The sequence below is a fragment of the Stutzerimonas chloritidismutans genome (genome assembly GCF_038562055.1).
Lineage (GTDB): Bacteria > Pseudomonadota > Gammaproteobacteria > Pseudomonadales > Pseudomonadaceae > Stutzerimonas > Stutzerimonas chloritidismutans_A.
In genome coordinates, this window is the sequence record NZ_JBCFXD010000001.1 from 395,005 (window position 1) to 418,278 (window position 23,274).

Consider the following 23,274-nt stretch of genomic DNA (forward strand, 5'->3'; position numbering starts at 1 on the left):
GGCCACTATAGCAGCGGCCGTCGGTTAGTGATCGTGAACAACGTCAACGCCTGCGCACTCAGGCGAGATCATCGCTGGCAGCGGCCGCAATAAACACTGGCCCGCTGGCCGAGGCGAATTTCCCGCAAGGTCGAGCCGCAGGTCTTGCAAAAATCTCCGCCTCGACCGTAAACGAACAGTTCCTGCTGGAAATAGCCCGGTTTGCCGTCGCCACCGACGAAATCGCGCAGCGTGGTGCCGCCGCGTTCGATGGCGTAGGCAAGGATGCGCTTGATCTCGACGGCCAGCTTCATATAGCGCGCCCGTGACACTGCGCCGGCGGCACGCCGCGGATCGATTCCGGCAGCGAACAACGCCTCGCTTGCATAGATATTGCCGACACCAACGACCACCGCGTTGTCCATGATGAAGGGCTTGATCGCCATGCTGCGTCCGCGCGACATCTGATACAGCCGTTCACCGTCGAACGCATCGCTCAACGGTTCCGGCCCAAGGCTGGCGAGCAGCACATGACTCAACGGATCATCGCTCCAGAGCAGCGCGCCGAAGCGCCGTGGGTCCGTGTAGCGCAGCGCCATGCCGTTTTCCAGCACGATGTCGACATGCTCGTGCTTTCCAACCGGCAGATCCACTGGAACCAGACGCAGGCTGCCGGACATGCCCAAGTGTGCGATCAGGGTGCCGACTTCCGCCTTGATCAGCAGGTATTTGGCGCGCCGCTCAACGCCCTCGATGCGCTGGCCAGACAGCCGCACATCGAGATCATCGGGAATCGGCCAGCGCAGCCGCCGCTCGCGCACGACGACCTGGCTGACACGCTGGCCGACCAGATGCGGCGCGATACCGCGGCGGGTGGTTTCAACTTCGGGGAGTTCGGGCATCAGAGAAAACAAGCAGTGTGGAACGGATGGCGACCTTAGCAGCTAACGCGCAGCCCGGTCAGCCGACACCCAGCTCGCGGAGGCTGTCGCGCTGGCATTCAAAATCGTATTCCGAGAGGCCGACGTACTCGAGCACCAGCTGCGCCACGGCATCCCACTCATGGTCTTCGGGCTGTTCACCTAATACGCGATGACAGGCGCAGATGTGCTCGGCCATCTTCAAGATTGCCAAGAGCGTTTTGATCTGCGGATCGCCCCACTCGTCGCTGAACAGGGCCATGGCGTTGTGGTGGTTGGCAATGGCTTCGCACAAGTGCTGCGGCAGCTTCCAGGAGCGCGCCACAAAGTAACCCACCACGGCGTGGTTGGTATTGAGCACCCGATTCTCGATGTCAGTGATACGCGTCTCGGCGCCAACGCTGGCGTAGGCCTCCTCCAGCACCGTCATGTAGCCAGGGAAGCGCGTCAGCATCAGCGGAATGCCGCAGTTGTGAAACAGCCCGAGGGTATAGGCCTCATCAGGCGCGGGAAGCCCGATACGCTTGGCCAGCGCCAGACAGGTACTGGCCACATCCTGCGCCGAATCCCAGAAACGATTAAGCGTGACAATGGCGGCATCGGTCAACTCGCCCCGGATCGATTGCGCGTTGATCAAATTGATCACCGAACGGCAACCCAGCAGGTTGACGGCTTGCTGAATCGAGGCAATGCGATTGGCAAGGCCGAAAAACGGCGAGTTCACGGTTTTCAGCAAGGCGCCGGACAACCCCGGATCCTGGCTGATCAGCCGCGCAATCGCGCGTAGGTCGGGATCAGGCATGACCTGTTCCATCTGCAGATCAACCATGATCTGCGGCTGCGGTGGAACACTGATCCCTTGCAGCACGCTGCGGATCTGCTCGTCGGTGAGTTCGATGGACATGGAGACGGCCAGGCCTGGCGAATAGCACAAAGCCACTAAATAAAGAGTGCGAACTTTGGCCGAGTTCATGGTCGGATTCAAGTAGATCACTTTGCAATCCGACGAGGAGGAAACGAGATGGCCGATTCGCTGAAAGGAAAACGCGTAGCGATCCTGGTAACAGATGGTTTCGAGCAAATCGAGCTGACTGGTCCAAAAGAAGCATTGGAGAACGCCGGCGCGACCGCTGAGATCGTTTCGTCATCAAACGGCGAGGTCACCGGCTGGAACCACACCACACCCGCCACCAAGTTTCACGTAGACAAAACGTTCGACAGCATTCGCATGGAGGACTATGACGCCGTGCTGTTGCCTGGCGGGGTGGTGAATTCCGACACCATCCGCACCGACGAGATGGCTCAGGAATTGGTTCGCGACGCGGCGCGAGCGAACAAGACCATCGCGGTGATCTGCCATGGCGCTTGGCTATTGGCCTCGGCCGGTCTGGTCAAGGGCAAGAAGATGACCAGCTGGCCTTCGCTGACCGACGATCTTAAGAACGCCGGTGCCGATTGGGTCGATGAGCAGGTCGTGGTTGACGGACACCTGATCAGCAGCCGCAAGCCGGATGACATTCCGGCCTTCAGTCAAGCCCTGATCCAGGCCCTTGCGGCCTGATGGAAGCTGGAGGCTGAACCTAGGGTGGATCGCGCTTCATCGATCCACCCTAGGTTCGGTGCTCTTTGAAGCCTAGGATGCAGCCAATCGCCGGCGATCCTTTGCACAGCCCCCTTTTCAACGCCCTTCCGTCCAGCCTAGGCCATTGCCCTGCGCTCAACCAGCCAGCGCTTTTGTCAGCCCTCTGGCCTATAATCGCGCCCTTTTCCCGGAGCCCTCCCGATGAGCTTGCCCAGCCTGCGCCTCAAAGCCAACGCCGATCGCCGCCTGCGCGCCGGCCATCTGTGGGTTTACAGCAACGAGGTGGACACCGCAGTCACACCGCTGAGTGGTTTTGCCGCTGGCGATCAGGCCATCCTCGAAGCGGCGGGCGGAAAGCCGCTGGGCATCGTCGGCGTCTCGCCAAACAACCTCATCTGTGCTCGTCTCTTGTCTCGAGATCTCAAGCACAGCCTGGACAAGTCGCTGCTTGTGCACCGCATCCAGGTCGCTCTGTCGCTGCGCGATCGCCTGTTCGATCAACCGTGCTACCGCCTGATCTATGGCGACTCGGACCTGCTGCCAGGCCTGGTGGTGGACCGCTTTCACGACCACTTGGTTGTGCAGCTGGCCTCGGCGACCATGGAGCGCAACAAGGATGCCGTGCTCGAAGCCCTGGTGCAGGTCCTCAAGCCCCGCGGCGTGCTGTGGAAAAATGACTCCAGTGCCCGCGACGCCGAAGGGCTGGAGCGCTACGTCGATACCGCCTTCGGTGTAGTTCCGGAATGGGTTGCGCTGGAAGAGAACGGCGTGAAGTTCGAAGCCCCTGTGCTTCAAGGCCAGAAGACCGGCTGGTTCTACGATCACCGGATGAACCGCGCACGCCTGGCGCCCTACGTCAAAGGCAAGCGCGTGCTCGACCTGTTCAGTTACATCGGCGGCTGGGGCGTACAGGCGGCAGCGTTCGGCGCCAGCGAAGTGTTCTGCGTGGATGCCTCCGCGTTTGCGCTGGATGGCGTCGAGCGCAACGCCGCGCTCAATGGCGTTGCGGAGAAAATGACCTGCGTGGAAGGCGATGCCTTCGAAGCGATGAGGGAGCTGAAGAACGCCGAAGAGCGCTTCGACGTGGTCATCACCGACCCGCCAGCATTCATCAAGCGCAAGAAAGACATCAAGAACGGCGAGGCCGCCTACCGTCGTCTCAACGAAACCGCGATGCGCCTGCTGAACAAGGACGGCATCCTGGTCAGCGCCTCTTGCTCGATGCACCTCGAAGAAGACAACCTGCAGAACATCCTGCTCGGCAGTGCCCGCCATCTGGATCGCAACATCCAGCTGCTCGAGCGTGGATCACAGGGCCCGGACCATCCGGTGCATCCGGCGATCCCCGAGACCCGCTATATCAAAAGCATCACCTGTCGCATCCTGCCTAACAGCTGATAGCTCCCGCCAGACGAACGAAGCCCCACACCAAGACGCGTGCCGGGCTTCGTTAACCGCCTTACTCGATACCCTTGCGCTCCTCGGTCCAAAGATAGCTGGTGCACAACCCGCAGAAGCGACCATAGAAGGTGCTGCGCGCCGTTTCGTCCTCCATCAGCTGGTATCGGAACCACGCTGTTGAGGGGCCGCGGTAGGCTCCACCGTCACCGACCGGCTCGAAGTGACTGACATAGCGCCGTTCACCCCAAAACACCGGCACATTGGCCCGTGTGTAGACCGGCTGCGCGTTGAGATACGGAAACGCGATGGTGTCGCCGCCGCCTGACATCAGAAACATCGGCCCCTTCTGATTCCGCTGGGACGACGAGTCATGCCCCAGCCCGATGGTGTAGGGCTGAATTGGCGCGGTCACGCTCACGCGATCATCCTGCCCAGCCATGATCGACCCACCGCCGCCCTGGGAATGACCTGACGTGCCGACCCGGCCGGTGTTGAGCACGCCAACGTAGGTACCGAAGCTGCGGTTGCTCTCCTGCACCAGGTAGTCGAGGCAGGCCAGCATGTCCCGGCCGGTTCCGGCATTGGAGGTCTCTGCGGCGGCGACGACGAAGCCATGACTCGCCCAGTGCGACAAGAGGCCCGAATACGCGGTAGGGCCCGTCCCGGTCCCGTTGCCCCACAACAGTACCGGGTGGCGCACCCCGTTCTGCCCCAGCGTGGAAGGTCGATAGACCCGGCAGTTCGGGCCTTCGCTGCGGCTTGTCGTGGCATAGGGGCCGGAGCGGTCGAAACTGGTCACGCTCGGAAACGGCGCTCCGGGTGTGTCCGGCAGCGAAGAAGCAATGGCAGACCCGCAAAACGCCAAGGCTAGCGCAGCGGCTATACCGCCGAGTTTGATGTCCAGCATGTGTATTCCTCTTCTTGTTCTGATTATCTGAAGCTACGTTGGCGCCTGCTCGAAATACGAGCCGAACGCAAGGCACCGCCTGGGTCACCCGCCCGATTATCGGCAGCGGGTGGCCAGTCGGCCCGAACCAACCCTAGCCAGCAAAACCCACTGCGCCACCTCAGGCACCGGTTAAGCGGATGAACGGCTTCGCTTGGTCCCGGCTGAATAACGCATCATTAGCTCCGGTGTTGATGCAGTCGACCCAGCCTGGGTGAGCGCCGGTAATCGCGCCGTTTGGCTCACTGACAGGAACGCGCGTAGAATCGCCTGCATTCCTCGCCGCTATCCCCCGGCGGGCCATGAGCCCAGGCCGCCCGAGCGATACCCCGCCTCGATCCGGCCCCTGCGCACGCACGGCTACCTGCCGTTGCATGCGGCACAGGTGACGCTCACCATTAGCACCACTCGACCAGCTGATTAGCCGCAGGAACCGTCATGCCCGATTACCGCTCGAAAACCTCCACGCACGGCCGCAACATGGCTGGTGCCCGCGCGCTGTGGCGCGCCACCGGCATGAAGGACGAAGACTTCAAGAAGCCGATCATCGCCATCGCCAACTCCTTCACCCAGTTCGTGCCAGGACACGTGCATCTGAAGGATCTGGGCCAGCTGGTCGCCCGCGAGATCGAGAAGCACGGCGGCGTGGCCAAGGAATTCAATACCATCGCGGTCGACGACGGCATCGCCATGGGCCACGACGGAATGCTCTATTCGCTGCCTTCACGCGAGATCATCGCCGACTCGGTCGAGTACATGGTCAATGCCCACTGCGCCGACGCCATCGTCTGCATCTCCAACTGCGACAAGATCACCCCCGGCATGCTGATGGCCGCCCTGCGCCTGAACATCCCGGTGGTGTTCGTCTCCGGCGGCCCGATGGAAGCCGGCAAGACCAAGCTGGCCAGCCACGGCCTGGACCTGGTCGACGCCATGGTCATCGCTGCCGACGAAACCGCCTCGGACGAGAAGGTCGCGGAATACGAGCGCAGCGCCTGCCCGACCTGCGGCAGCTGCTCCGGCATGTTCACCGCGAACTCGATGAACTGCCTGGCCGAAGCCCTGGGCCTCGCCCTGCCCGGCAACGGCTCGACACTGGCGACCCACAGCGATCGCGAGCAGCTGTTCCTGCGCGCTGGCCGTACCGTCGTCGAGCTGTGCCAGCGTTATTACGGTGAAGGCGATGAGTCTGTATTGCCGCGCAACGTCGCCAGCCGCCGCGCGTTTGAAAACGCCATGACCCTGGACATCGCCATGGGCGGTTCGACCAACACCATTCTTCATCTGCTGGCCGCCGCTCAGGAAGCCGAGCTGGACTTCGACCTGCGCGCCATCGACGACCTTTCCCGCAAGGTGCCGCAGCTGTGCAAGGTGGCGCCGAACATCCAGAAGTACCACATGGAAGACGTGCACCGCGCCGGCGGCATTTTCTCCATCCTCGGCGAGTTGGCCCGCGGCGGCCTGCTGCACACCGACGTGCCCACCGTGCACAGCCGCAGCATGGAAGAAGCCATCGCCAAATGGGACATCACCCAGACTCAGGACGAGGCGGTTCATACCTTCTTCAAGGCCGGCCCGGCCGGTATCCCGACGCAGACGGCGTTCAGCCAGTCGACCCGCTGGGACACCCTGGACCTTGACCGTGAAAGCGGCTGCATCCGCAGCGTCGAGCATGCCTATTCCCAGGAGGGCGGCCTCGCCGTGCTCTACGGCAACATCGCCCTCGACGGTTGCGTGGTGAAAACCGCGGGTGTGGATGAGTCCATCCATGTCTTCGAAGGCACGGCGAAGATTTTCGAAAGCCAGGACAGCGCCGTGAAGGGCATCCTCAATGACGAAGTGAAAGCCGGCGACATCGTCATCATCCGCTACGAAGGCCCGAAAGGCGGCCCGGGCATGCAGGAAATGCTCTACCCGACCTCGTACCTGAAGTCCAAGGGACTGGGCAAGGACTGCGCGCTGCTCACCGACGGACGTTTCTCCGGTGGCACCTCGGGCCTGTCCATCGGCCACGCCTCGCCGGAAGCGGCCGCCGGTGGCGCCATCGGCCTCGTGCGCGACGGCGACAAGGTACTGATCGACATCCCCAACCGCAGCATCCAACTGCAGGTCAGCGATGAAGAACTGTCCCACCGCCGCATCGAGCAGGACAAGAAGGGCTGGAAACCCGCCCAGCCACGCGCGCGCAAGGTGACCACGGCACTTAAGGCCTACGCCTTGCTCGCCACCAGCGCCGACAAGGGCGCGGTGCGCAACAAGGCGATGCTGGACGGCTGATCGTTCGAACTGCTGCGAAAATAGCCCGACCGTCGTGTCGGGCTTTTTATACCTGCCGTGCAACGAGCAAGACACTTCAGCTAGAGCCGTACCTGCTTCGCCGGCGCACGCCTATAGCCCTCGATCGGCATGCGCCGTGACCGTGCCTTTGCTGTGCTGTCGCAGCGCACTGTCCCCCGCCATCTCACGACGCGTGATCGTTGCGGATTGCCGGCGGCTTGCCCTGTGCGAGGTCGACCACGCTCAGTAGAATCGCGCTCCTTTTCAATCCGCAAGGATGCCCATGAACGCCCCCGAACAGCTCAACGCGAGCGACACGAACGAAGCGCTGCTCTATGGACTTGATAGTCGGCCTCGCCCATGGGTCGCCTTTCTCGCTGCGCTGCAACATCTGCTCGCGATCATCGTGCCGATCGTCACGCCCGGCCTGCTGATCTGCCAGGCCATCGGCGTGTCGCCGCGGGATACCAACATCATCGTTTCCATGTCGCTGGTGATCTCCGGTATCGCCACCTTTCTGCAATGCAAGCGCTTCGGCCCGCTCGGCGCCGGATTGCTGATCGTGCAGGGCACCAGCTTTAATTTCGTCGGCCCGCTGATCGGTGGCGGCGTGCTGCTGGTCAAGCAGGGCACACCGGTCGAAGGCGTGATGGCGGCGATCTTCGGCGTGGTGATCGCCGGTTCGTTCATTGAAATGGGCGTCTCGCGCGTGTTGCCGTTCATCAAGCGGCTGATCACGCCCTTGGTGACCGGCATCGTGGTGCTGATGATCGGCCTGACGCTGATCAAGGTCGGCCTGATCAGCATGGGCGGCGGATTTGCGGCCATGGGCGACGGCACCTTTGCCAGCCGCGAAAACCTGCTGCTGTCCGGCGTGGTGCTGGCCGCCATCGTCGTGCTTAACCGCCTGCCCGTGCAGTGGATGCGCAGTTGCGCCATCATCATCGCGCTGGCCATCGGCTATGCGCTGGCCGCCTACCTGGGCCGCCTGGACTTCACCGGCATGCGCGAAGCCGAACTGTTCGAGGTGCCGATGCCGTTACACTTCGGCCTCGGCTTTTCCTGGAGCCTGTTCATTCCGATGGTGGTGATCTATCTGGTCACCTCACTCGAAGCCATCGGCGACATCACTGCCACCAGCAATCTTTCGCGTCAGCCGGTGGAAGGCCCGCTATGGATGCAGCGCATCAAGGGCGGCGTGCTGGTCAACGGCGCGAACTCTCTGCTGGCGGGCTTTTTCAACACCTTCCCCAGCTCGGTGTTCGCGCAGAACAACGGCATCATCCAGCTCACCGGCATTGCCAGCCGCTACGTCGGCATGTGGATCGCGGTGATGCTGGTGATTCTCGGACTGTTCCCGCCAGTCGCCGGGGTGCTGCAGGCGGTTCCGGAGCCGGTGCTCGGCGGTGCCGCCCTGGTGATGTTCGGGGCGGTGGCGGCCGCTGGCATCAATATCCTCGCGGGCATCAAGCTGGACCGTCGCGCGCTGCTCATCATTTCGGTCTCGCTGGCGCTGGGCCTGGGCTTTTCTCAGGTGCCGGAGTTCCTCGCGAACCTGCCGGTAGCGCTGCGCAACGTACTGGAATCCGGCGTGGCCACCGGCGGCATCTGCGCCCTGGTGATGAACTGGTTCCTGCCTGAGTCGCCGGCCTGCGCTGAGCAGGATCCCGTCTAATCAACCGGTCCGCGGGTCCTGAGCGAGGCGCTGGCAGACCTCATCGGCAATCGCCAGTGCCGCGGTCAGCCCGGGTGATTCGATACCGAACAGGTTCACCAGCCCCAAAATGCCATGCTCGGCAGGCCCGTCGATACGGAAGTCCGCTGCCGGCTCGGCGGGACCGCTGATCTTCGGCCGGATGCCGGTGTAAGCAGGCTGCAGTGCACCGTCGGGCAGTGCCGGCCAGTACCGGCGGATCGCGGCATAGAACCGGTCGGCGCGGCGTTCGTCCATCGCGTAATCGAGGGTCTCGACCCACTCGACATCCGGCCCGAAACGCGCCTGCCCGCCGAGGTCCAGGGTCAGGTGCACGCCCAGGCCCCCGGGTTCGGGCATTGGATAGACCAGATGGCGGAACGGCGTGGCCGTCGCCAGGCTGAAATAGCTGCCCTTGGCGAAATAGCGCGACGGCACCTTGTCAGCAGGCAACCCTTTGGTACGCAACGCAATCGCAGGAGCTGCGTGACCTGCGCAATTGATCAGCGTCTTGGCGAGCAAGGTCATCGGCTCAGCCCCGCCGACTTCCAGTTTCAAGCCGTCATCCATCACCTCAACAGCCTCCACTGGTGCCAGCAAGGCCAGCAGCGCGCCCGCGGTTTCGGCATCACCCTGCAGCGCCAGCATCAAGGCGTGACTGTCGACGATCCCGGTGCTGGGCGACAACAGGCCAGCCACGGCGTTGAGCTGCGGCTCCAATGCCTTCAACTCAGCGCCATTGAGCCGCTGCAGATCGTCTACGCCGTTGGCCAAGGCGTGCGCCTGTAACGCATAGAGTCCCGCCAATTGCGAGTCATCGGTGGCAACGATGAGCTTGCCGCAGCGCCGGTAGGGCACGCCGTGGCTCTCGCAGAACGCATAGAGCGCGTCGCGCCCAGCCACGCACAGCCGTGCCTTCAGCGAGCCCTGCGGGTAATAAATGCCGGCATGAATGACTTCGCTGTTGCGCGCGCTGGTGCCGGTACCGATCGCCGCTTCGGCCTCGAGTATCAACACCTCACGTCCAGCTTGAGCCAAGGCGCGGGCTACCGCGAGCCCCACCACGCCGGCCCCGATCACGACACAGTCGACCTGCTCCATGCGTTTCCCCTTCGATTAGGCGAGCGTCAGACTGCCGCAAGATCGAACCAGGGCCAAGTCTCGCTTGCCCAATCCTCTGACACTTTCGAAAACGGGAGCCACCATGCGCATCGGCGTCATCTCCGACACTCACGGCCTGCTGCGACCTGAGGCCCTCGCGGCGCTGCAAGGCTGCGAGCGCATCATCCATGCCGGCGACATCGGCAAACCCGAAGTGCTGGAGAGGTTGCGCGAGCTGGCGCCGCTCGACGCGATCCGAGGCAATGTCGACAGCGGTGACTGGGCGGTGGCGGTCCCGGAGTATCTGGACCTGGAAATTGGCGGCTTGCGCGTCTACGTAACCCACGACGTCAAGACGATGGGCATCGACCCGATTGCAGAGCAGGTCGACGTGGTGATTGCCGGCCATTCACACCAACCGAAGATCGAGCAGGTCAACGGCGTGCTCTTCCTCAATCCGGGAAGCGCCGGCCGCCGCCGCTTCACCTTACCCATCAGCCTGGCGCTGCTGGACATCGAGGACGGCCAGCCGCGAGCGCAGCTGGTGACGCTGGGTTAAGCGCTCAGCTCACGCCCATGTAACGGTCGCTGCGGTGGTTGATTGCCAGCACCAGATTCAAGGCCACCGCGCCCAGCACCGAGAGCGCGACCTTATCAAGCGGCACAATGAAGACCGCCGCCAGCACGATCAACGCATCGATGCCCATTTGAAAAGTGCCGGCACGCAGGCCGATGCGCTCCTGCAGGAACAGCGCAAGGATGTTTACCCCGCCGAGACTGGCCCGATGACGGAACAGCATCAGCAGCCCGACGCCCATGGCGAAACCGCCAAACAGCGCCGCGTAGTAGATGTTCAGCTCGGCAAAGCGGATCCAGTTTGGGGTCAGCTCGGCCAGCAGCGACACCAGTCCCACCGCGATCACGGTGCGCAACGTGAAGCTCCAGCCCATGCGCCAGATGGCCAACAGATAGAACGGAATGTTCAGGGTGAAGAACACCAGCCCGAAAGGCCAGCCGGCGAAGTACTTGAGCAGAAAGGCCAGACCGACCGTGCCTCCGGTCAAGAGCCCGGCGTGGCTGTAGAAGGCGATCCCCAGCGCCACCATCGCAGTACCCAAGAGCAGCGCAAGGGCATCCTCCCAGAGCGGGTGACGGACGAATAGCGGGACAATGGTTTCCGCCTGCTCAGCGTCGCATTGCACTGGGCTCGGCTTGTCGTTGTGCATGGAAAGTGTCTCGTGTGGAGCGGACGGAAAGCATAAGCACTGACGCCAGGCCAGGACTTGGCGTCAGTCAAGGAAGCGAGGGTAACGGGCTCAGCGCCGCTGCCAGGTCTCGAAGCGGTAAGCCGGCGTTTCACCCTCGACCGGGTGTGCCTCGTTGTCGACACGTTCCCAGTCAGCTTCGTCATAGGCGGGGAAAAAGGCGTCGCCCGCGGGATTGGCTTCGATGCGGGTGAGATAGAGCCGCTGCGCCTGACCCAAGGCCTGGGTATAGAGCTGCGCGCCGCCGATCAGCATCAGCTCGTCGACGCCTTGCTCACGCGCCCACTGCTCGGCGCGAACCAGCGCAGCATCCAGCGTGGTGAAGGTTTCAGCACCTTCGAGTTGCAAACCTTGCTGACGGCTGACCACCAGATTGAGCCGTCCCGGCAGGGGGCGGCCAAGCGAATCCCAGGTTTTGCGCCCCATGATGATCGGCTTGCCAAGGGTCATGGCTTTGAAGTGTTTAAGATCGGCCGGCAGGTGCCACGGCATCTTATTGTCCAGCCCGATGACGCGGTTATCCGCCAGAGCTGCGATCATTGCGAGGGGAAGTGAGGTCTGATTCATGGCGGCGAGAATAACAGAGCGTCAGTGGAGCAGTCAGCGACCGCCAGATACACGTCAGCATCATCGAACGGTCATATCCGGTTTACCGAAGCGTCAAGCTGTCGTCATTCTCAAGCTTCAGGCTAACCGCTCCCCTTCCATGGAGACGCCCGCAATGGCCCGCCACAGCCGCCTTACCCTGCGCCACCTGTTTGCCGCCTGCAGCCTGCTGCTGCCGGTCGCCGCGTTTGCCGCCACACCCGATGCTTCGGTTGCCGCAAAGCACGGGCGCGATGAACCCCATCCGCTGATCATCGCCCACCGTGGCGCCAGCGGCTACGTGCCCGAGCACACGCTCGCCTCTTACGCGCTGGCGATCCTGCAGGGTGCCGATTACGTCGAACCCGATCTGGTGATGACCCGCGACGGCCAGCTGGTAGCCCGTCATGACAATGAGCTGGGGCTGACCACCGACGTGTCGCAACGCCCCGAGTTCGCCGACCGCAAGCGCACGCAACTGGTCGACGGCGTGAAGCTCACCGGCTGGTTCAGTGAGGACTTCACCCTGGCCGAGCTGAAAACCCTGCGCGCCATCGAGCGCATCCCGACAATTCGCCCAGGCAATGCTCGGCTCGACGGCAGCCTGGAGATTCCAACCCTGCAGGAGATCATCGATCTGGTGAAAACCCTGCAGCTGAGCGAGCGCCGCCGCATCGGTCTGTACCCGGAAACCAAGCACCCGACGCACTTCCAGACACTTGGCCTGGCGATGGAAAAGCCGCTGGTCAGCATTCTTCATCGCAACGGCTATGCGGGCCGCAACGCGCCGGTCTACATCCAGTCGTTTGAAGTGGAAAACCTGAAAACCCTCAGCCGGATGACGCAGCTGCGCCTGGTCCAACTGTTTGGCGGCGGTCAGCCCTACGATCAAAAGGTTCGCGGCAGCAAACTGACCTACGCGCAGATGGCAACCGCCGAAGGCCTCAAGGCCATCTCGCGCTACGCCGCCGGTGTTGGCCCGGAAAAGAGCTACATCATCCCGCGTGACGCCAACGGCAATCTCGGCCAGCCCACCGACTTCGTGCCGAATGCCCATGCGGCGGGCCTGCAGGTACACCCGTACACCTTCCGCGCCGAGAACGTCTTCCTACCGACCAATCTGCGCAACGGCGCTTCCCCAGCTGAGCGCGGCAATGTCGAGGCGGACATCAAGGCCTTCCTCGACGCCGGCATCGACGGGCTGTTCATCGATCAACCGGATATCGCGGTAAAGGTGCGCGGACAGTAGCACCCAGCGCTACCCCCCGGCCAGGATGGCCGGGCACTCCTGCGTCCGGGTTTGTCATGCCACGTGATCGGCGCTGAGCGAGCGAGTCAGCCGATCACGCCCGTTTGGCGCAGCTCAGCCAGTTCCGCTTCGCTTTTGCCGAGCACACGGCTGAGCACGCTGTCGGTGTGCTGACCGTGCAGCGGCGGCGCCTTGGCGGCAACCGTCGGCGTGCGCGAGAAGCGCAGCGGGCTGCGCACCATGCGCACCTCGCCGGCGACCGGATGCTCGGCGCTGATGACAAGCTCGCGATAGCCTGCCGTTTCCGACTCCAAGGCCTGAGCGACATCCTTCACTTCGCCGACCGGGATCGCCTGCGCGCGCAGGGCTTCGATCAAGGCCTCGCTGGGCCACTGCGAAAACGCCTGCTGCAACAGCGGAATCAGCAGCTCGCGATGCTGGGTGCGGCCCTTGTTCTGCGTGAAGCGTGGATCACTGTGGAGTTCAGGACGTTTGAGCACCTCCAGGCACAAGCGCCGGTACTGCTCGTCGTTGCCCACCGCCAGGGCGATGCTGCCATCCGCGGTGTTGAACAGCTGGTAGGGCACGATGCTGGCGTGAGCATTGCCGTAGCGCTGCGGCACCTTGCCTGTATTGAGGTAGCCAGAGGCGACATTGGCCAGAAAATGCAGGGCACTGTCGGACAGGGCGATGTCCACCGACTGGCCGAACCCAGATTTTTCGCGTTCGTACAGCGCCGCGAGAATGCCCTGCACCGCGTTCATGCCCGTGACCAGATCGATGAAGGCAACACCCAGGCGCATCGGCTCGCCCTCTTTGTCACCCGTGATCGACATGAAGCCGCTCTCGGCCTGAATGATGAAGTCGTAGCCGGGACGGTTCTCCATCGGGTTACCGCGGCCGTAGCCGGTGATCGAACAATGGATCAGCCTTGGATTGATCGCGGCCAGTGTTTCGTAATCCAGACCGAGGCGCTTGAGGCTCGCCGGCAGGAAGTTTTCGACGACTACATCGGCCTGCGCAGCCAGGTCGAGGATCAACTGGCGGCCTTCGGGCTTGCGCATGTCCACCGCCAGGCTCTGCTTGTTGCGATTGGCGCTGAGGTAGTAGGTGGAGATGCCGGCCTTGGCCGGCGGCATCCAGCTACGGGTGTCATCACCCTCCAGGCTTTCGATCTTCCACACCTCGGCGCCAAGGTCGGCCAGGGCCATGGTCGACCAGGGCCCGGCGAGGATGCGAGTCAGATCCAGTACCTTGATGCCTTGCAGAACGCTCATCGACTCTCCTACATATTTGAACGGGCGATGGCGACGAAATTGGCGCAAGCGGGTCGAAACCACAACAGATGGCCTGCAAACATCTGTGCGATTACCGAACCGTTTTTCGCTCATCGGACTCCCGTCAGGGTTCGATCCTTTTAAGGTGGCAGCGTCGGTTGATCGTTACACCTGCAGACTTACAACAACTACAAGAAGAGAACACCACCATGCCCCTGACTATGAAGCGCACCCTGAGCCTTTTCCTCCTCGCCGCGACGCTTCCCCTCGCCTCGCTGACCCAGGCCGCCGACTGGCCGACCGACACCGTTCGCCTGGTGGTGCCCTATGCGCCGGGCGGTACGACGGATGTGCTGTCGCGCAAAGTCGCCGATCTATTGCAGCAACAGATCGGCACGGTGGTCGTCGAGAATCGGCCGGGCGCCGGCTCGACCATGGCCACCGGACAACTGGCCCGCGGCGGGCGTGGCGCGGATCACACCATCCTGATGGCGTCTCCGGGACACACCATCGGCCCGGTAATCTACAAGAAGCTGCCCTACGAACCGGTAAACGACTTCAAATTCATCCGCAACATCATCGAAATCCCCAACGTCATGGTCGTACCGGCCGACAGCCCGTACAACTCGGTGGAAGAATTCGTCGAGGCGGCCAAGACCAAGGAGATGACCTTCAGCTCTGCCGGAATCGGCAGCTCGATCCATATGTCCGGCGAGCTGTTCAAGACCATGACCGGCACCAAGATGACCCACGTGCCCTTCCGCGGTAGTGGCGAAGCACTGCCGGCACTGCTCAGCGGCGACGTCGACGTTTCCTTCGAAAACATGCCAACGGTGCTGTCACACATCCAGTCCGGCAAACTCAAGGCACTGGCCGTGACCTCGAAAGAGGCCTCGCCCTACCTGCCGGATGTCGAGCCGCTGTCGAAGATCGGCGCAGACCTGGGCCTGGGTGATTTCGTCACCACCGCCTGGTTCGGACTGATCGCCGACGACCAGATGTCCGACCAGGCCGTCGACACGCTGCAGACCGCGCTGGACAAGGTCATGGACGATCAGGGCTTCAAGGATTTCGCCGCACAGATCGGCGGAGAGCCGGCGACCGAAGAAGGCGATAGCTTCCGTGACTACGTCGCCGAGGACGTTCAGCGCTGGCAGCGCGTCGCAGGTCAGGCCGAGCTGAATTGATCGGAGGCCGGCCATGACCACCGACACTGCGCTGCGCCGCCCGCGCTGGGCCAATCTCAACACCTGGCTGGGCGCGTTCTGGCTGATCGCTGCGCTGGTGTTCCTGTTCTATCTGGTGCCGAACCATATCGACGAAGCCCCCATGGTCGACAACCCCATGCAGTCGCCACGCTGGTTACCCAGCGTGGCGGGCTGGCTGATCGCGGCATTGTCGCTGGCATTGATCGTCGAGGGTTGCATGCGGCCGCCGGCCCAAACGGCAGAGGACGAATCCGAACGTGCGCCGGCCCGGCGCTGGCTGCTGATGTTGGCCGGGCTGGGCGCTTACTGGCTGCTGTTCGACCTGCTCGGCGCCATCGCTGCTGGCATCCTTGGCACGCTCTTGTTGTTTGCCGCTCACCCCGTGCGCAAGCCCTGGCTTTACCTGCTGGCGATCGCGTTGCCGTGGTTGGTAAGCCTGCTGTTCATCCACTTACTGAATGTCCCGCTGCCCTCCGGCACGCTCTGGAACTGACAGCGCCCTCACGCGAGTAACCGAATGGAAGGTTTTTCCGAAGTCCTGGACTTGTTCCTCAGCGTCGACAATTTCATCGCTATCTTTATCGGCGTATTGATTGGGGTGGTCATCGGAGCGATTCCTGGCCTTACCGCGACCATGGCCGTAGCACTGGCCTTGCCCTTCACCTTTTCCCTGGAGCCGGTGACGGCAATTCTGCTGTTGGTCGGCATCTACAAGGGCGGCATGTACGGCGGCTCGATCACCGCCATCCTGATTCACACGCCCGGCTCGCCGGCCGCTGCCTGCACCCTGCTCGACGGCTATCCACTGACGCAACAGGGCAAGGCCAAGAAGGCGCTGCAGATGGCGCTTTACTCGTCCTGTATTGCCGATGTGCTATCGAACCTGGCGCTGATCCTGTTTGCCTCCTACCTGGCCAAGGTTGCGCTCAATTTCGGGCCGCCAGAGTTTTTCTGGCTGATCTGCTTTTCGCTGACCATCATCGTCTCCATCGCGGGCGACTCGCCGGTCAAGGGCCTGATCGCCGCCAGCTTCGGCGTCATCGTCTCCATGATCGGTATGGATGCGGTGTACGGCAGCCAGCGCCTGACGTTCGATAACTACAACCTGATGGACCGGGTGTCCTTCGTGCCGTTGCTGATTGGCCTGTTCGCGATACCCGAGGTGATCGATTTCTACCTGAAGAAGGCCGGCCCGCATATCCGCGCTGCCTCCAGTGGAGCCGGCCTGACGCTGGGCGAACTCAGGTCCAGCCTGGTCACCATTGTGCGTGGCTCCTTTATCGGCGTAATCATTGGTGCCATTCCAGGCGCCGGCGCCACCGCGGCGTCTTTCATCTCCTACAGCGAAGCCAAACGGCGCTCGGCCAACCGGGCGAACTTCGGCAAGGGCGAGCTTGAAGGCGTCGCCGCGGCCGAGTCAGGCAACAACGGCGTGGCCGGCGCAACCCTCATTCCGCTGCTATCGCTGGGCATCCCCGGCGACGTCATTACCGCGATCATCCTTGGCGCCTTCATGATCCATGGGCTGACGCCCGGCCCGGTGCTGTTTCAGGAGAACCTGACGCTGGTCTACGCGCTGTTCTGCGGGATCATGCTGAGCTCGGCGGTGCTGCTGTTCGTCGGTCACGGCGTGATCAAGTATTTCTCGCTGATCGCCGAGATTCCCAAGGCTATCCTCCTCCCCATCGTGCTGATGTTCTGCGTTTACGGTGCCTTTGCGGTGAACAACAGCCTGTTCGACATTGGCCTGATGCTGCTCTTTGGCGTGATTGGCTATCTGTTCAACCGTACCGGCTTCGCGACAGCGCCCTTCCTTCTGGGCTTCATTCTCGGGCCAATGTTCGAGGACAACCTGCGGCGCACGCTACTGATCGGCCGCGGAGACCCGATGATCTTCTTCCGCGGGCCGATTACCTGGATCTTCATCGTGCTCACCGCGCTGTCGCTTTTCTTCGCGGTAAGGCGTTATTGGCAGGAGCGAATCCGGGTGCGCTGAGCTGTTCGCCCTTGCGGCCGGCACCGGTTATCCTCAGAACCGAGCCCTTCTACGAGAAACCGTGTGCCTGCACCTCTCCCAGCCTCACCGAACCCCCTCGACCGCCTCTGGCTGACCGAAGCCGTGCGCCTGCGGGAAGAACATGCCGGCCCGCTGGACGATGCCGAGGCCAACCGGCAAGCCCGGGCGCAAGGTGGGGCGCTGCCTGAGCTGATCGAATACCGCGCCCTTTGGCTGGCTCGCCGCGACGGCCTGATCGAGGCGCTGCGTCATTGGCGGCAAGGCGCGCGGCTGGCCGGGTATGCGCTGCTGCTGCTGGCGCTGGTTACCGGGGCCGGATTGGCGCTTGCGGCGCTGGGCGACGGCGTACGACCTGTCAATGTGTTCTGGGCATTGGGCAGCCTGCTCGGGCTGAATCTCCTGACGCTGCTGGGCTGGTTGCTGGGTTTTCTCTTCGCGGGCGACGCGGGCGGGGCGCTGGGTCGGTTGTGGCTCTGGCTCAGCGAAAAGCTGGCCCGCGACGCCCGCGCGGTGCAGTTGGCGCCGGCCCTGTTGACGGTGCTGGAACAGCGACGGCTCGGGCGTTGGCTGTTGGGGCTGGGCGCGCACGGCTTATGGCTGGTTGCGATGAGCAGCGCCCTGGTGACGCTGCTCGCGCTGCTCGCCACGCGGCGTTACGGCTTTGTCTGGGAAACCACCATCCTTGGCGAAGACGCATTCATCGGCCTGACACAGGCGCTCGGCGTGCTGCCGTCGCTGCTGGGTTTCAGCGTGCCGGACATCGAGCAGATCCGCGCCAGCGGTGACTTGGTCAACGGAGTAGAAAGCGCGCGTCAAAGTTGGGCTGGCTGGCTAGTTGGCGTGGTGCTGATCTACGGCCTGCTACCGCGCCTGCTGCTGGCATTGGTCTGCCTGGGGCGCTGGCGGCGTGGACGGGCACAGCTGCGGCTTGACCTGCAGCTTCCAGCCTACCGGCTGCTGCGTGAGCGGCTTCAGCCACCCACTGAACGCCTGGGCATCAATGATGCCGCGCCGCCACAATTGCATGCGCCGAGCGCCGGAGCGCAACTGGACGGCAGCGAGGGCGCGGTGCTGGTCGGCATCGAGCTGGACCAGAGCCATCCCTGGCCGCCCAAACTGCCGAAAACGGTCGCCGATGCAGGCGTGCTGGATGATCGCGAGCAACGCCGACGGCTGCTGGAACAGCTGACCCGTTTCCCACCGCAGCGCCTGGCCATCGCTTGCGATCCGCGGCGCTCACCAGACCGCGGCACGCTGGCCCTGATCGGCGAGCTGAGCCGTTGCGCCGCAGAGAGCCGCATCTGGTTGCTGCAACCGCCCACTGGCGAAGCGCTGGACAGCCATCGCCTGCAGGATTGGCACCAGGCTTTAGAGGGGCTCGGCCTGCCCCATTCGGGAGGCGCCCCCATGACCTGGCTGGAGACTGGCCATGATTGAGTTTGGCTCGGTTCCGTTAGCAGCTAGCTTGCTGGCGATCAGATCGGCCGCGCAGCCGGGTTCGCCAGCAAGCTGGCTCCTACACGGGCGCGCGGCGGACGCACAATATGCCGCGTCGCTCATAAACGCCAACCTGGAGTCGCGGACATGAGCGCGCCCTTGAAACTCGCCCTGGTCGGTCATACCAACGTCGGCAAGACTTCGCTACTGCGAACCCTGACCCGCGATGTCAGCTTTGGCGAGGTCTCTCATCGACCGAGTACCACCCGTCACGTCGAAGGCGCGCGGCTGTCGGTCAATGGCGAACCGCTGTTGGAGCTCTACGACACGCCCGGGCTGGAAGATGCCATCGCCCTGCTCGACCATCTGGAGCGCATCGAGCGCCCCGGCGAGCGCCTCGACGGCCCGGCCCGCACCACGCGGTTTCTCGAGGGCAGCGAGGCGCGCCAGCGTTTCGAGCAGGAAGCCAAGGTGTTGCGCCAGTTGCTGGCCAGCGATGCCGGGCTCTACGTGATCGACGCGCGCGAGCCGGTACTGGCCAAGTACAAGGACGAGCTGGCGGTGCTGGCCGGCTGCGGCAAACCGCTGCTGCCGGTGCTCAACTTCGTCGCGCAGCCTGGGCATCGCGAGGAACAGTGGCGCGAAGCCCTGGCGCGGCTGGGCCTGCATGCACTGGTGCGCTTCGACAGCGTGGCGCCGCCGATCGATGGCGAGCGTCGCCTCTATGAGAGCCTGGCGCTGCTGCTGGAGCAGTCGCGGCCCAAGCTGCAGCGCCTGATCGACGACCATGAAGCCCAGGTCGAGATGCGGCTGAGCGAAGGCAACCGCCTGATCGCCGAACTGCTGGTCGACGTTGCCGCCTGCCGCCGCAGCGTGGCGGCGCAGCCAGACCTCGAGCGCGGCGCCATCCGTGAGCTGCATGACGCCGTACGCGCCCGCGAACAGGGCTGCGTCGAAGCCCTGCTGCGGCTCTATGGCTTTCGCCCGCAGGATGCCGCGGCGGCCGATCTGCCGCTGCTCGACGGACGCTGGGGCGACGACCTGTTCAATCCCGAAACGCTGAAGGAGCTGGGCGTGAAAATCGGCGGCGGGATGGCGGCCGGCGCCGCCGCCGGTGCCGGAGTCGACCTCATGGTCGGCGGCATCACCATGGGTGCCGCGGCGCTGTTGGGCGCACTTGCCGGCGGTGGTGCGCAGACCGCCAGGCACTATGGCAATCGGCTGCTGGACAAACTCAAGGGCCAGCGCGAGCTAACGGTTGACGATGCGGTTTTGCGCCTGCTGGCCCTGCGACAACGTCAACTGCTGATCGCCCTGGCCGCCCGTGGGCACGCCGCGCTGGAGGCGATCCGTCTCGATGCGCCGGACGACAAGACCTGGCGCGAAAGCAAGCTGCCCGAGGCGCTGCACCGCTGTCGCGCGCATCCGCAATGGTCCTCGCTGAACACGGGAGCCCGCTTGCAGGACAATGAACGCCAAGTAGCGCTTAAGGCGCTACAGGCTGAGCTGCGCAAGAGCTGAGCTATGCACCTGCCCTTCACGGGGTCTCAGTCAGCACCGGGCGGCAACCTGAGTGGTTGGCGCCCCGCTCGATTCCGGCGGGCCGCTGGGTACGGCCAAAGCACAGGGTTCCCAGGGTGGCCAGGAGGATCATCAGCCCGCCAATCCAGCCCTGCACACCCAGCCGCTCGCCCAGCCAGACACCGGCGATCAACGCGCCAAACAGGGGTTCGGACCCCATCAGCAGCGACACCCGTGTTGCACTGGTTCGCCCTAACGCCAGATTCTGTGCGTAGAGTGCAAACAAGGTGGCGAAGCCCACCAAGTACAAGGTCGCGGCCCAGAATGCTGGACTCTGCGGCAAAGCGGGCAAGCCCTCGGGCAGCAACAGGCCGAGCAGCAGACAACCCGAGGCCACTACTCCGCTTTGCACCGCTGTCAATGCCAGGGCCGGCATCTGCTGATCCGCTGTCAGCCGTCGCGTCAGGCACACCAGCACGGCGCGCAACAGCGCTGCGGCCAGCATCAACCCGTCACCCAAGTTAAGGGCCATCTGCGCTCCGCCTGTCAGCAGCCAGACGCCTGCCAGCGACAGCGCGCAGGCGGCAAACAACAGCTTGCTCGGACGCTGGCGGACCATCGCCCACTCCACGAAGGGGGTAAACACCACGCACAGGCTGATGAGAAAGGCGGCGTTGCTGGCGCTGGTCAGCATCACGCCCCAGGTTTCGCACAGAAAAATTCCGAGCATGACCAGCCCCAGCGGCAGGCCCGGACGAATCGCTCGTCGCCCGGCTCCGCGCAACTGCGGCAACAACAGGGCGAAGGTCAGCCCGAAGCGAATGGCCAGAAACCCCAACACCGGATAGAACCACAGCGCCTGCTTGGCCACCGCATAGCTGCTGCCCCAAATGATCGCCACCGCCAGCAGCATGGCATCAGCCAGCCAGAGGTTGCGTCGCGCCATACCAGCCAAGTTCTGCATTTCGATTGCCCGTCTGAACTAACGAGTCGATTGTCCATTGCTGCGCTGAGATCGATAATCCAGCGATTCAGAAAAGGACTTGTGCGCCATGAGAACGAATGAAAGCGCCGCTCTGCTGCCGGGCATGGCGGTCTTTGTGCGTGTGGTCGAGGCCGGCAGTTTCTCCGCTGCAGCCCGTGAACTAGGCACTACCGCCTCGGCGGTTAGCCGCCAGATCGCGCGACTGGAGCAGTCCCTGTCGCTTCGACTGCTGGAGCGCACCACGCGACAACTGCGGCTAAACGAAGCCGGTCGCGAGTTCTACAGCCACTGCCGCACGATGTTGGATGCCGCCGATCAGGCAATGGCCATCGGTGAGCGTCTAATGAGCAGCCCGCGCGGACTGGTGCGCCTGAGCGTACCCAAGGCTTACGGCAAGTTCGTCATCAGCCCTTTGATGCCGGGCTTCCTGCGGCGCTACGACGAGGTCGATGTGCAGTTGCAGATCAGCGATCAGAGCCCGGATCTGATTGAGGATGGCTTCGACTTGCTGGTGAAGGTCACTGATCAACCGCCCGAAGGCCTTGTCGGCAAGCCCCTCGGAGCCGTGCGCCAACTGCCCTGTGCCAGCCCGGAATATTTACGCCTGCACGGTGAGCCCCAGCACCCGCAGGAACTGCTGCGGCACAGTTGCCTGTATCTGGGTGAGCGTGCAGGCGACAACCGCTGGCATTTCAGCTGCGGCAACGAGCAGGAAGTGGTGACGGTGCGCGGTCGCTACATCTGCAACCACAGTGAAGCGCGGCTGGAGGCAGCGCTGGGCGATATCGGTCTTACCGTGCTACCGCAGTTCACCGCGGCGCAGGCACTGGCGGAGGGACGCTTGCGCGAGGTGCTGCCGCAATGGCGCTACACCGGCTCCTACCAGGGTGCGGCCTGGCTACTGTGGCGGCAGAACCTGCACCTTCCGCCCAAGCTGCGGGTGCTGATCGATTACCTGAGCGAGACTTTGGCGGGGCGCTGAGTGCCCTAGGACGAAAAGCCGTCGGTGGGCCACCCGCTGAGCACCCGCGCACCAGCCAGTCAGCTGCGCTTGTTGGCCACTTCTTCAGCCATTCGGGTCAGGCCCAAGTGGCGGACGTCGGTGCCGCGCACCAGGTAGATCACCATTTCCGCGATGTTGCGGGCGTGGTCGCCGATCCGCTCCAGCGAGCGCAGCACCCAGATCACGCTGAGCACGCGGGATATCGAGCGCGGGTCTTCCATCATGTAGGTGACCAGTTCGCGCAGCGCGGTCTTGTACTCACGGTCGACAGTCTTGTCGTACTGCGCCACCGACAGCGCCAGCTCGGCGTCGAAACGGGCGAAGGCATCCAGCGACTCCTGCACCATCCGACGCACCTGATCGCCGATGTGGCGCACTTCGACGTAACCGCGCGGCGACTCGCCGTCTTCGCACAGTTCGATGGCGCGACGGGCGATCTTGGTGGCTTCGTCACCGATGCGCTCCAGGTCGATGACCGACTTGGAAATGCTGATGATCAGGCGCAGGTCGGAGGCCGCCGGCTGGCGGCGCGCGAGGATGCGGATGCACTCTTCATCGATGTCGCGTTCCATGTGGTTGATCTGGTCATCCACGTCGCGCACCTGCTGCGCGAGCCCGGAATCGGCATCGATCAGCGCGGTGACCGCATCGTTGACCTGTTTTTCCACCAGGCCACCCATGGCCAGGAGATGGCTGCGCACCTCTTCCAGCTCGGCGTTGAACTGCTGGGAGATGTGTTGCGTATGACTGTCTTTGCTGTTCATCTTTTCGCTCCGAGGAGGCTGCCGCTAGGCGGCTCTGGTGCGCAGCGCACCTGAAAATTGTCGA

At 63.5% G+C, this 23,274-nt stretch carries 21 protein-coding genes; 12 read left to right on the forward strand and 9 right to left on the reverse strand.

The window, feature by feature from the left end; all coding sequences use genetic code 11:
• Window positions 1–68: 68 nt before the first annotated feature.
• Complete coding sequence (gene mutM, locus AAGW23_RS01775; RefSeq protein WP_342404635.1) at window positions 69–881, reverse strand: bifunctional DNA-formamidopyrimidine glycosylase/DNA-(apurinic or apyrimidinic site) lyase; 813 nt, start codon at window positions 879–881, stop codon at window positions 69–71.
• Between the two features lie 58 nt (window positions 882–939).
• On the reverse strand, window positions 940–1,803 hold the full coding sequence (locus AAGW23_RS01780; protein WP_342404636.1) for an HDOD domain-containing protein: 864 nt from the start codon (window positions 1,801–1,803) through the stop codon (window positions 940–942).
• A 117-nt stretch (window positions 1,804–1,920) separates the two neighbouring features.
• On the opposite strand from AAGW23_RS01780, the gene AAGW23_RS01785 reads away from it, so the two are divergent.
• Both AAGW23_RS01785 and AAGW23_RS01790 read left to right on the forward strand, forming a co-directional pair.
• A complete protein-coding gene (locus AAGW23_RS01785) occupies window positions 1,921–2,460 on the forward strand; it encodes a type 1 glutamine amidotransferase domain-containing protein (RefSeq protein WP_342404637.1) in 540 nt (179 codons plus the stop codon).
• 222 nt (window positions 2,461–2,682) lie between these two features.
• Window positions 2,683–3,879, forward strand: a complete 1,197-nt coding sequence (locus AAGW23_RS01790; RefSeq protein WP_342404638.1) for a class I SAM-dependent rRNA methyltransferase — start codon at window positions 2,683–2,685, stop codon at window positions 3,877–3,879.
• Window positions 3,880–3,940: 61 nt separating this feature from the next.
• Here AAGW23_RS01790 and AAGW23_RS01795 read toward each other — a convergent pair whose 3' ends face one another.
• Window positions 3,941–4,789, reverse strand: a complete 849-nt coding sequence (locus AAGW23_RS01795) for an alpha/beta hydrolase (RefSeq protein ID WP_342404640.1) — start codon at window positions 4,787–4,789, stop codon at window positions 3,941–3,943.
• Window positions 4,790–5,266: 477 nt separating this feature from the next.
• On the opposite strand from AAGW23_RS01795, the gene ilvD reads away from it, so the two are divergent.
• Together ilvD and AAGW23_RS01805 are read left to right on the forward strand one after the other, a co-directional pair.
• The gene (gene ilvD, locus AAGW23_RS01800) at window positions 5,267–7,105 is read left to right on the forward strand and encodes a dihydroxy-acid dehydratase (RefSeq protein ID WP_342404641.1); all 1,839 of its coding nucleotides are present in this window, start codon (window positions 5,267–5,269) and stop codon (window positions 7,103–7,105) included.
• 283 nt (window positions 7,106–7,388) lie between these two features.
• Window positions 7,389–8,780, forward strand: a complete 1,392-nt coding sequence (locus AAGW23_RS01805; protein WP_342404642.1) for a uracil-xanthine permease family protein — start codon at window positions 7,389–7,391, stop codon at window positions 8,778–8,780.
• Here AAGW23_RS01805 and AAGW23_RS01810 read toward each other — a convergent pair whose 3' ends face one another.
• Window positions 8,781–9,899 (reverse strand): NAD(P)/FAD-dependent oxidoreductase, encoded by a 1,119-nt coding sequence (locus tag AAGW23_RS01810; RefSeq protein WP_342404644.1) that lies wholly within the window; start codon window positions 9,897–9,899, stop codon window positions 8,781–8,783.
• 103 nt (window positions 9,900–10,002) lie between these two features.
• Here AAGW23_RS01810 and AAGW23_RS01815 point away from each other — a divergent pair, with 103 nt between their 5' ends.
• Window positions 10,003–10,458 (forward strand): metallophosphoesterase family protein, encoded by a 456-nt coding sequence (locus tag AAGW23_RS01815; RefSeq protein WP_342404645.1) that lies wholly within the window; start codon window positions 10,003–10,005, stop codon window positions 10,456–10,458.
• A 4-nt stretch (window positions 10,459–10,462) separates the two neighbouring features.
• Here the strand turns inward: AAGW23_RS01815 and AAGW23_RS01820 are convergent, their stop codons facing one another.
• Both AAGW23_RS01820 and AAGW23_RS01825 read right to left on the reverse strand, forming a co-directional pair.
• Window positions 10,463–11,125: a YitT family protein gene (locus AAGW23_RS01820; RefSeq protein WP_342404646.1), complete on the reverse strand. Its 663-nt coding sequence runs from the start codon at window positions 11,123–11,125 to the stop codon at window positions 10,463–10,465.
• A 90-nt stretch (window positions 11,126–11,215) separates the two neighbouring features.
• Window positions 11,216–11,731 carry a dihydrofolate reductase gene (locus AAGW23_RS01825; protein WP_342404647.1) on the reverse strand — a complete coding sequence of 172 codons (516 nt, stop codon included), beginning with the start codon at window positions 11,729–11,731 and terminating at the stop codon, window positions 11,216–11,218.
• 154 nt (window positions 11,732–11,885) lie between these two features.
• On the opposite strand from AAGW23_RS01825, the gene AAGW23_RS01830 reads away from it, so the two are divergent.
• Entirely contained in the window at window positions 11,886–12,998 is a 1,113-nt protein-coding gene (locus tag AAGW23_RS01830) for a glycerophosphodiester phosphodiesterase (RefSeq protein ID WP_342404648.1), read from the forward strand.
• Between the two features lie 86 nt (window positions 12,999–13,084).
• Here the strand turns inward: AAGW23_RS01830 and AAGW23_RS01835 are convergent, their stop codons facing one another.
• On the reverse strand, window positions 13,085–14,275 hold the full coding sequence (locus AAGW23_RS01835; protein WP_342404649.1) for a CaiB/BaiF CoA-transferase family protein: 1,191 nt from the start codon (window positions 14,273–14,275) through the stop codon (window positions 13,085–13,087).
• A 209-nt stretch (window positions 14,276–14,484) separates the two neighbouring features.
• Here AAGW23_RS01835 and AAGW23_RS01840 point away from each other — a divergent pair, with 209 nt between their 5' ends.
• The 5 genes from AAGW23_RS01840 (at window position 14,485) to AAGW23_RS01860 (ending at window position 20,458) form a co-directional block, all read left to right on the forward strand.
• Window positions 14,485–15,462, forward strand: coding sequence for a tripartite tricarboxylate transporter substrate binding protein (locus tag AAGW23_RS01840; protein ID WP_342404650.1), 978 nt, complete (start codon window positions 14,485–14,487; stop codon window positions 15,460–15,462).
• A 13-nt stretch (window positions 15,463–15,475) separates the two neighbouring features.
• Entirely contained in the window at window positions 15,476–15,976 is a 501-nt protein-coding gene (locus tag AAGW23_RS01845; protein WP_342404651.1) for a tripartite tricarboxylate transporter TctB family protein, read from the forward strand.
• Between the two features lie 24 nt (window positions 15,977–16,000).
• Window positions 16,001–17,479, forward strand: a complete 1,479-nt coding sequence (locus AAGW23_RS01850) for a tripartite tricarboxylate transporter permease (protein WP_342404652.1) — start codon at window positions 16,001–16,003, stop codon at window positions 17,477–17,479.
• Window positions 17,480–17,542: 63 nt separating this feature from the next.
• Window positions 17,543–18,937, forward strand: a complete 1,395-nt coding sequence (locus AAGW23_RS01855; RefSeq protein WP_342404653.1) for a DUF2868 domain-containing protein — start codon at window positions 17,543–17,545, stop codon at window positions 18,935–18,937.
• 147 nt (window positions 18,938–19,084) lie between these two features.
• The gene (locus AAGW23_RS01860; RefSeq protein WP_342404654.1) at window positions 19,085–20,458 is read left to right on the forward strand and encodes a GTPase/DUF3482 domain-containing protein; all 1,374 of its coding nucleotides are present in this window, start codon (window positions 19,085–19,087) and stop codon (window positions 20,456–20,458) included.
• 16 nt (window positions 20,459–20,474) lie between these two features.
• On the opposite strand, the gene AAGW23_RS01865 is transcribed toward AAGW23_RS01860, so the two are convergent.
• The gene (locus AAGW23_RS01865) at window positions 20,475–21,422 is read right to left on the reverse strand and encodes a DMT family transporter (RefSeq protein ID WP_342404655.1); all 948 of its coding nucleotides are present in this window, start codon (window positions 21,420–21,422) and stop codon (window positions 20,475–20,477) included.
• Between the two features lie 88 nt (window positions 21,423–21,510).
• Here AAGW23_RS01865 and AAGW23_RS01870 point away from each other — a divergent pair, with 88 nt between their 5' ends.
• Window positions 21,511–22,425 carry a LysR family transcriptional regulator gene (locus AAGW23_RS01870; protein ID WP_342404656.1) on the forward strand — a complete coding sequence of 305 codons (915 nt, stop codon included), beginning with the start codon at window positions 21,511–21,513 and terminating at the stop codon, window positions 22,423–22,425.
• Window positions 22,426–22,484: 59 nt separating this feature from the next.
• Here AAGW23_RS01870 and phoU read toward each other — a convergent pair whose 3' ends face one another.
• Complete coding sequence (phoU, locus tag AAGW23_RS01875; RefSeq protein WP_342404657.1) at window positions 22,485–23,210, reverse strand: phosphate signaling complex protein PhoU; 726 nt, start codon at window positions 23,208–23,210, stop codon at window positions 22,485–22,487.
• Between the last annotated feature and the right edge of the window lie 64 nt (window positions 23,211–23,274).

What these genes read in the sequence shown, in the direction of transcription:
- mutM (WP_342404635.1), bottom strand. Translation starts at nt 881, where the DNA reads ATGCCCGAACTCCCCGAAGTTGAAACCACCCGCCGCGGTATCGCGCCG.
- AAGW23_RS01780 (WP_342404636.1), bottom strand. Translation starts at nt 1,803, where the DNA reads ATGTCCATCGAACTCACCGACGAGCAGATCCGCAGCGTGCTGCAAGGG.
- AAGW23_RS01785 (WP_342404637.1), top strand. Translation starts at nt 1,921, where the DNA reads ATGGCCGATTCGCTGAAAGGAAAACGCGTAGCGATCCTGGTAACAGAT.
- AAGW23_RS01790 (WP_342404638.1), top strand. Translation starts at nt 2,683, where the DNA reads ATGAGCTTGCCCAGCCTGCGCCTCAAAGCCAACGCCGATCGCCGCCTG.
- AAGW23_RS01795 (WP_342404640.1), bottom strand. Translation starts at nt 4,789, where the DNA reads ATGCTGGACATCAAACTCGGCGGTATAGCCGCTGCGCTAGCCTTGGCG.
- ilvD (WP_342404641.1), top strand. Translation starts at nt 5,267, where the DNA reads ATGCCCGATTACCGCTCGAAAACCTCCACGCACGGCCGCAACATGGCT.
- AAGW23_RS01805 (WP_342404642.1), top strand. Translation starts at nt 7,389, where the DNA reads ATGAACGCCCCCGAACAGCTCAACGCGAGCGACACGAACGAAGCGCTG.
- AAGW23_RS01810 (WP_342404644.1), bottom strand. Translation starts at nt 9,899, where the DNA reads ATGGAGCAGGTCGACTGTGTCGTGATCGGGGCCGGCGTGGTGGGGCTC.
- AAGW23_RS01815 (WP_342404645.1), top strand. Translation starts at nt 10,003, where the DNA reads ATGCGCATCGGCGTCATCTCCGACACTCACGGCCTGCTGCGACCTGAG.
- AAGW23_RS01820 (WP_342404646.1), bottom strand. Translation starts at nt 11,125, where the DNA reads ATGCACAACGACAAGCCGAGCCCAGTGCAATGCGACGCTGAGCAGGCG.
- AAGW23_RS01825 (WP_342404647.1), bottom strand. Translation starts at nt 11,731, where the DNA reads ATGAATCAGACCTCACTTCCCCTCGCAATGATCGCAGCTCTGGCGGAT.
- AAGW23_RS01830 (WP_342404648.1), top strand. Translation starts at nt 11,886, where the DNA reads ATGGCCCGCCACAGCCGCCTTACCCTGCGCCACCTGTTTGCCGCCTGC.
- AAGW23_RS01835 (WP_342404649.1), bottom strand. Translation starts at nt 14,275, where the DNA reads ATGAGCGTTCTGCAAGGCATCAAGGTACTGGATCTGACTCGCATCCTC.
- AAGW23_RS01840 (WP_342404650.1), top strand. Translation starts at nt 14,485, where the DNA reads ATGCCCCTGACTATGAAGCGCACCCTGAGCCTTTTCCTCCTCGCCGCG.
- AAGW23_RS01845 (WP_342404651.1), top strand. Translation starts at nt 15,476, where the DNA reads ATGACCACCGACACTGCGCTGCGCCGCCCGCGCTGGGCCAATCTCAAC.
- AAGW23_RS01850 (WP_342404652.1), top strand. Translation starts at nt 16,001, where the DNA reads ATGGAAGGTTTTTCCGAAGTCCTGGACTTGTTCCTCAGCGTCGACAAT.
- AAGW23_RS01860 (WP_342404654.1), top strand. Translation starts at nt 19,085, where the DNA reads ATGAGCGCGCCCTTGAAACTCGCCCTGGTCGGTCATACCAACGTCGGC.
- AAGW23_RS01865 (WP_342404655.1), bottom strand. Translation starts at nt 21,422, where the DNA reads ATGCAGAACTTGGCTGGTATGGCGCGACGCAACCTCTGGCTGGCTGAT.
- AAGW23_RS01870 (WP_342404656.1), top strand. Translation starts at nt 21,511, where the DNA reads ATGAGAACGAATGAAAGCGCCGCTCTGCTGCCGGGCATGGCGGTCTTT.
- phoU (WP_342404657.1), bottom strand. Translation starts at nt 23,210, where the DNA reads ATGAACAGCAAAGACAGTCATACGCAACACATCTCCCAGCAGTTCAAC.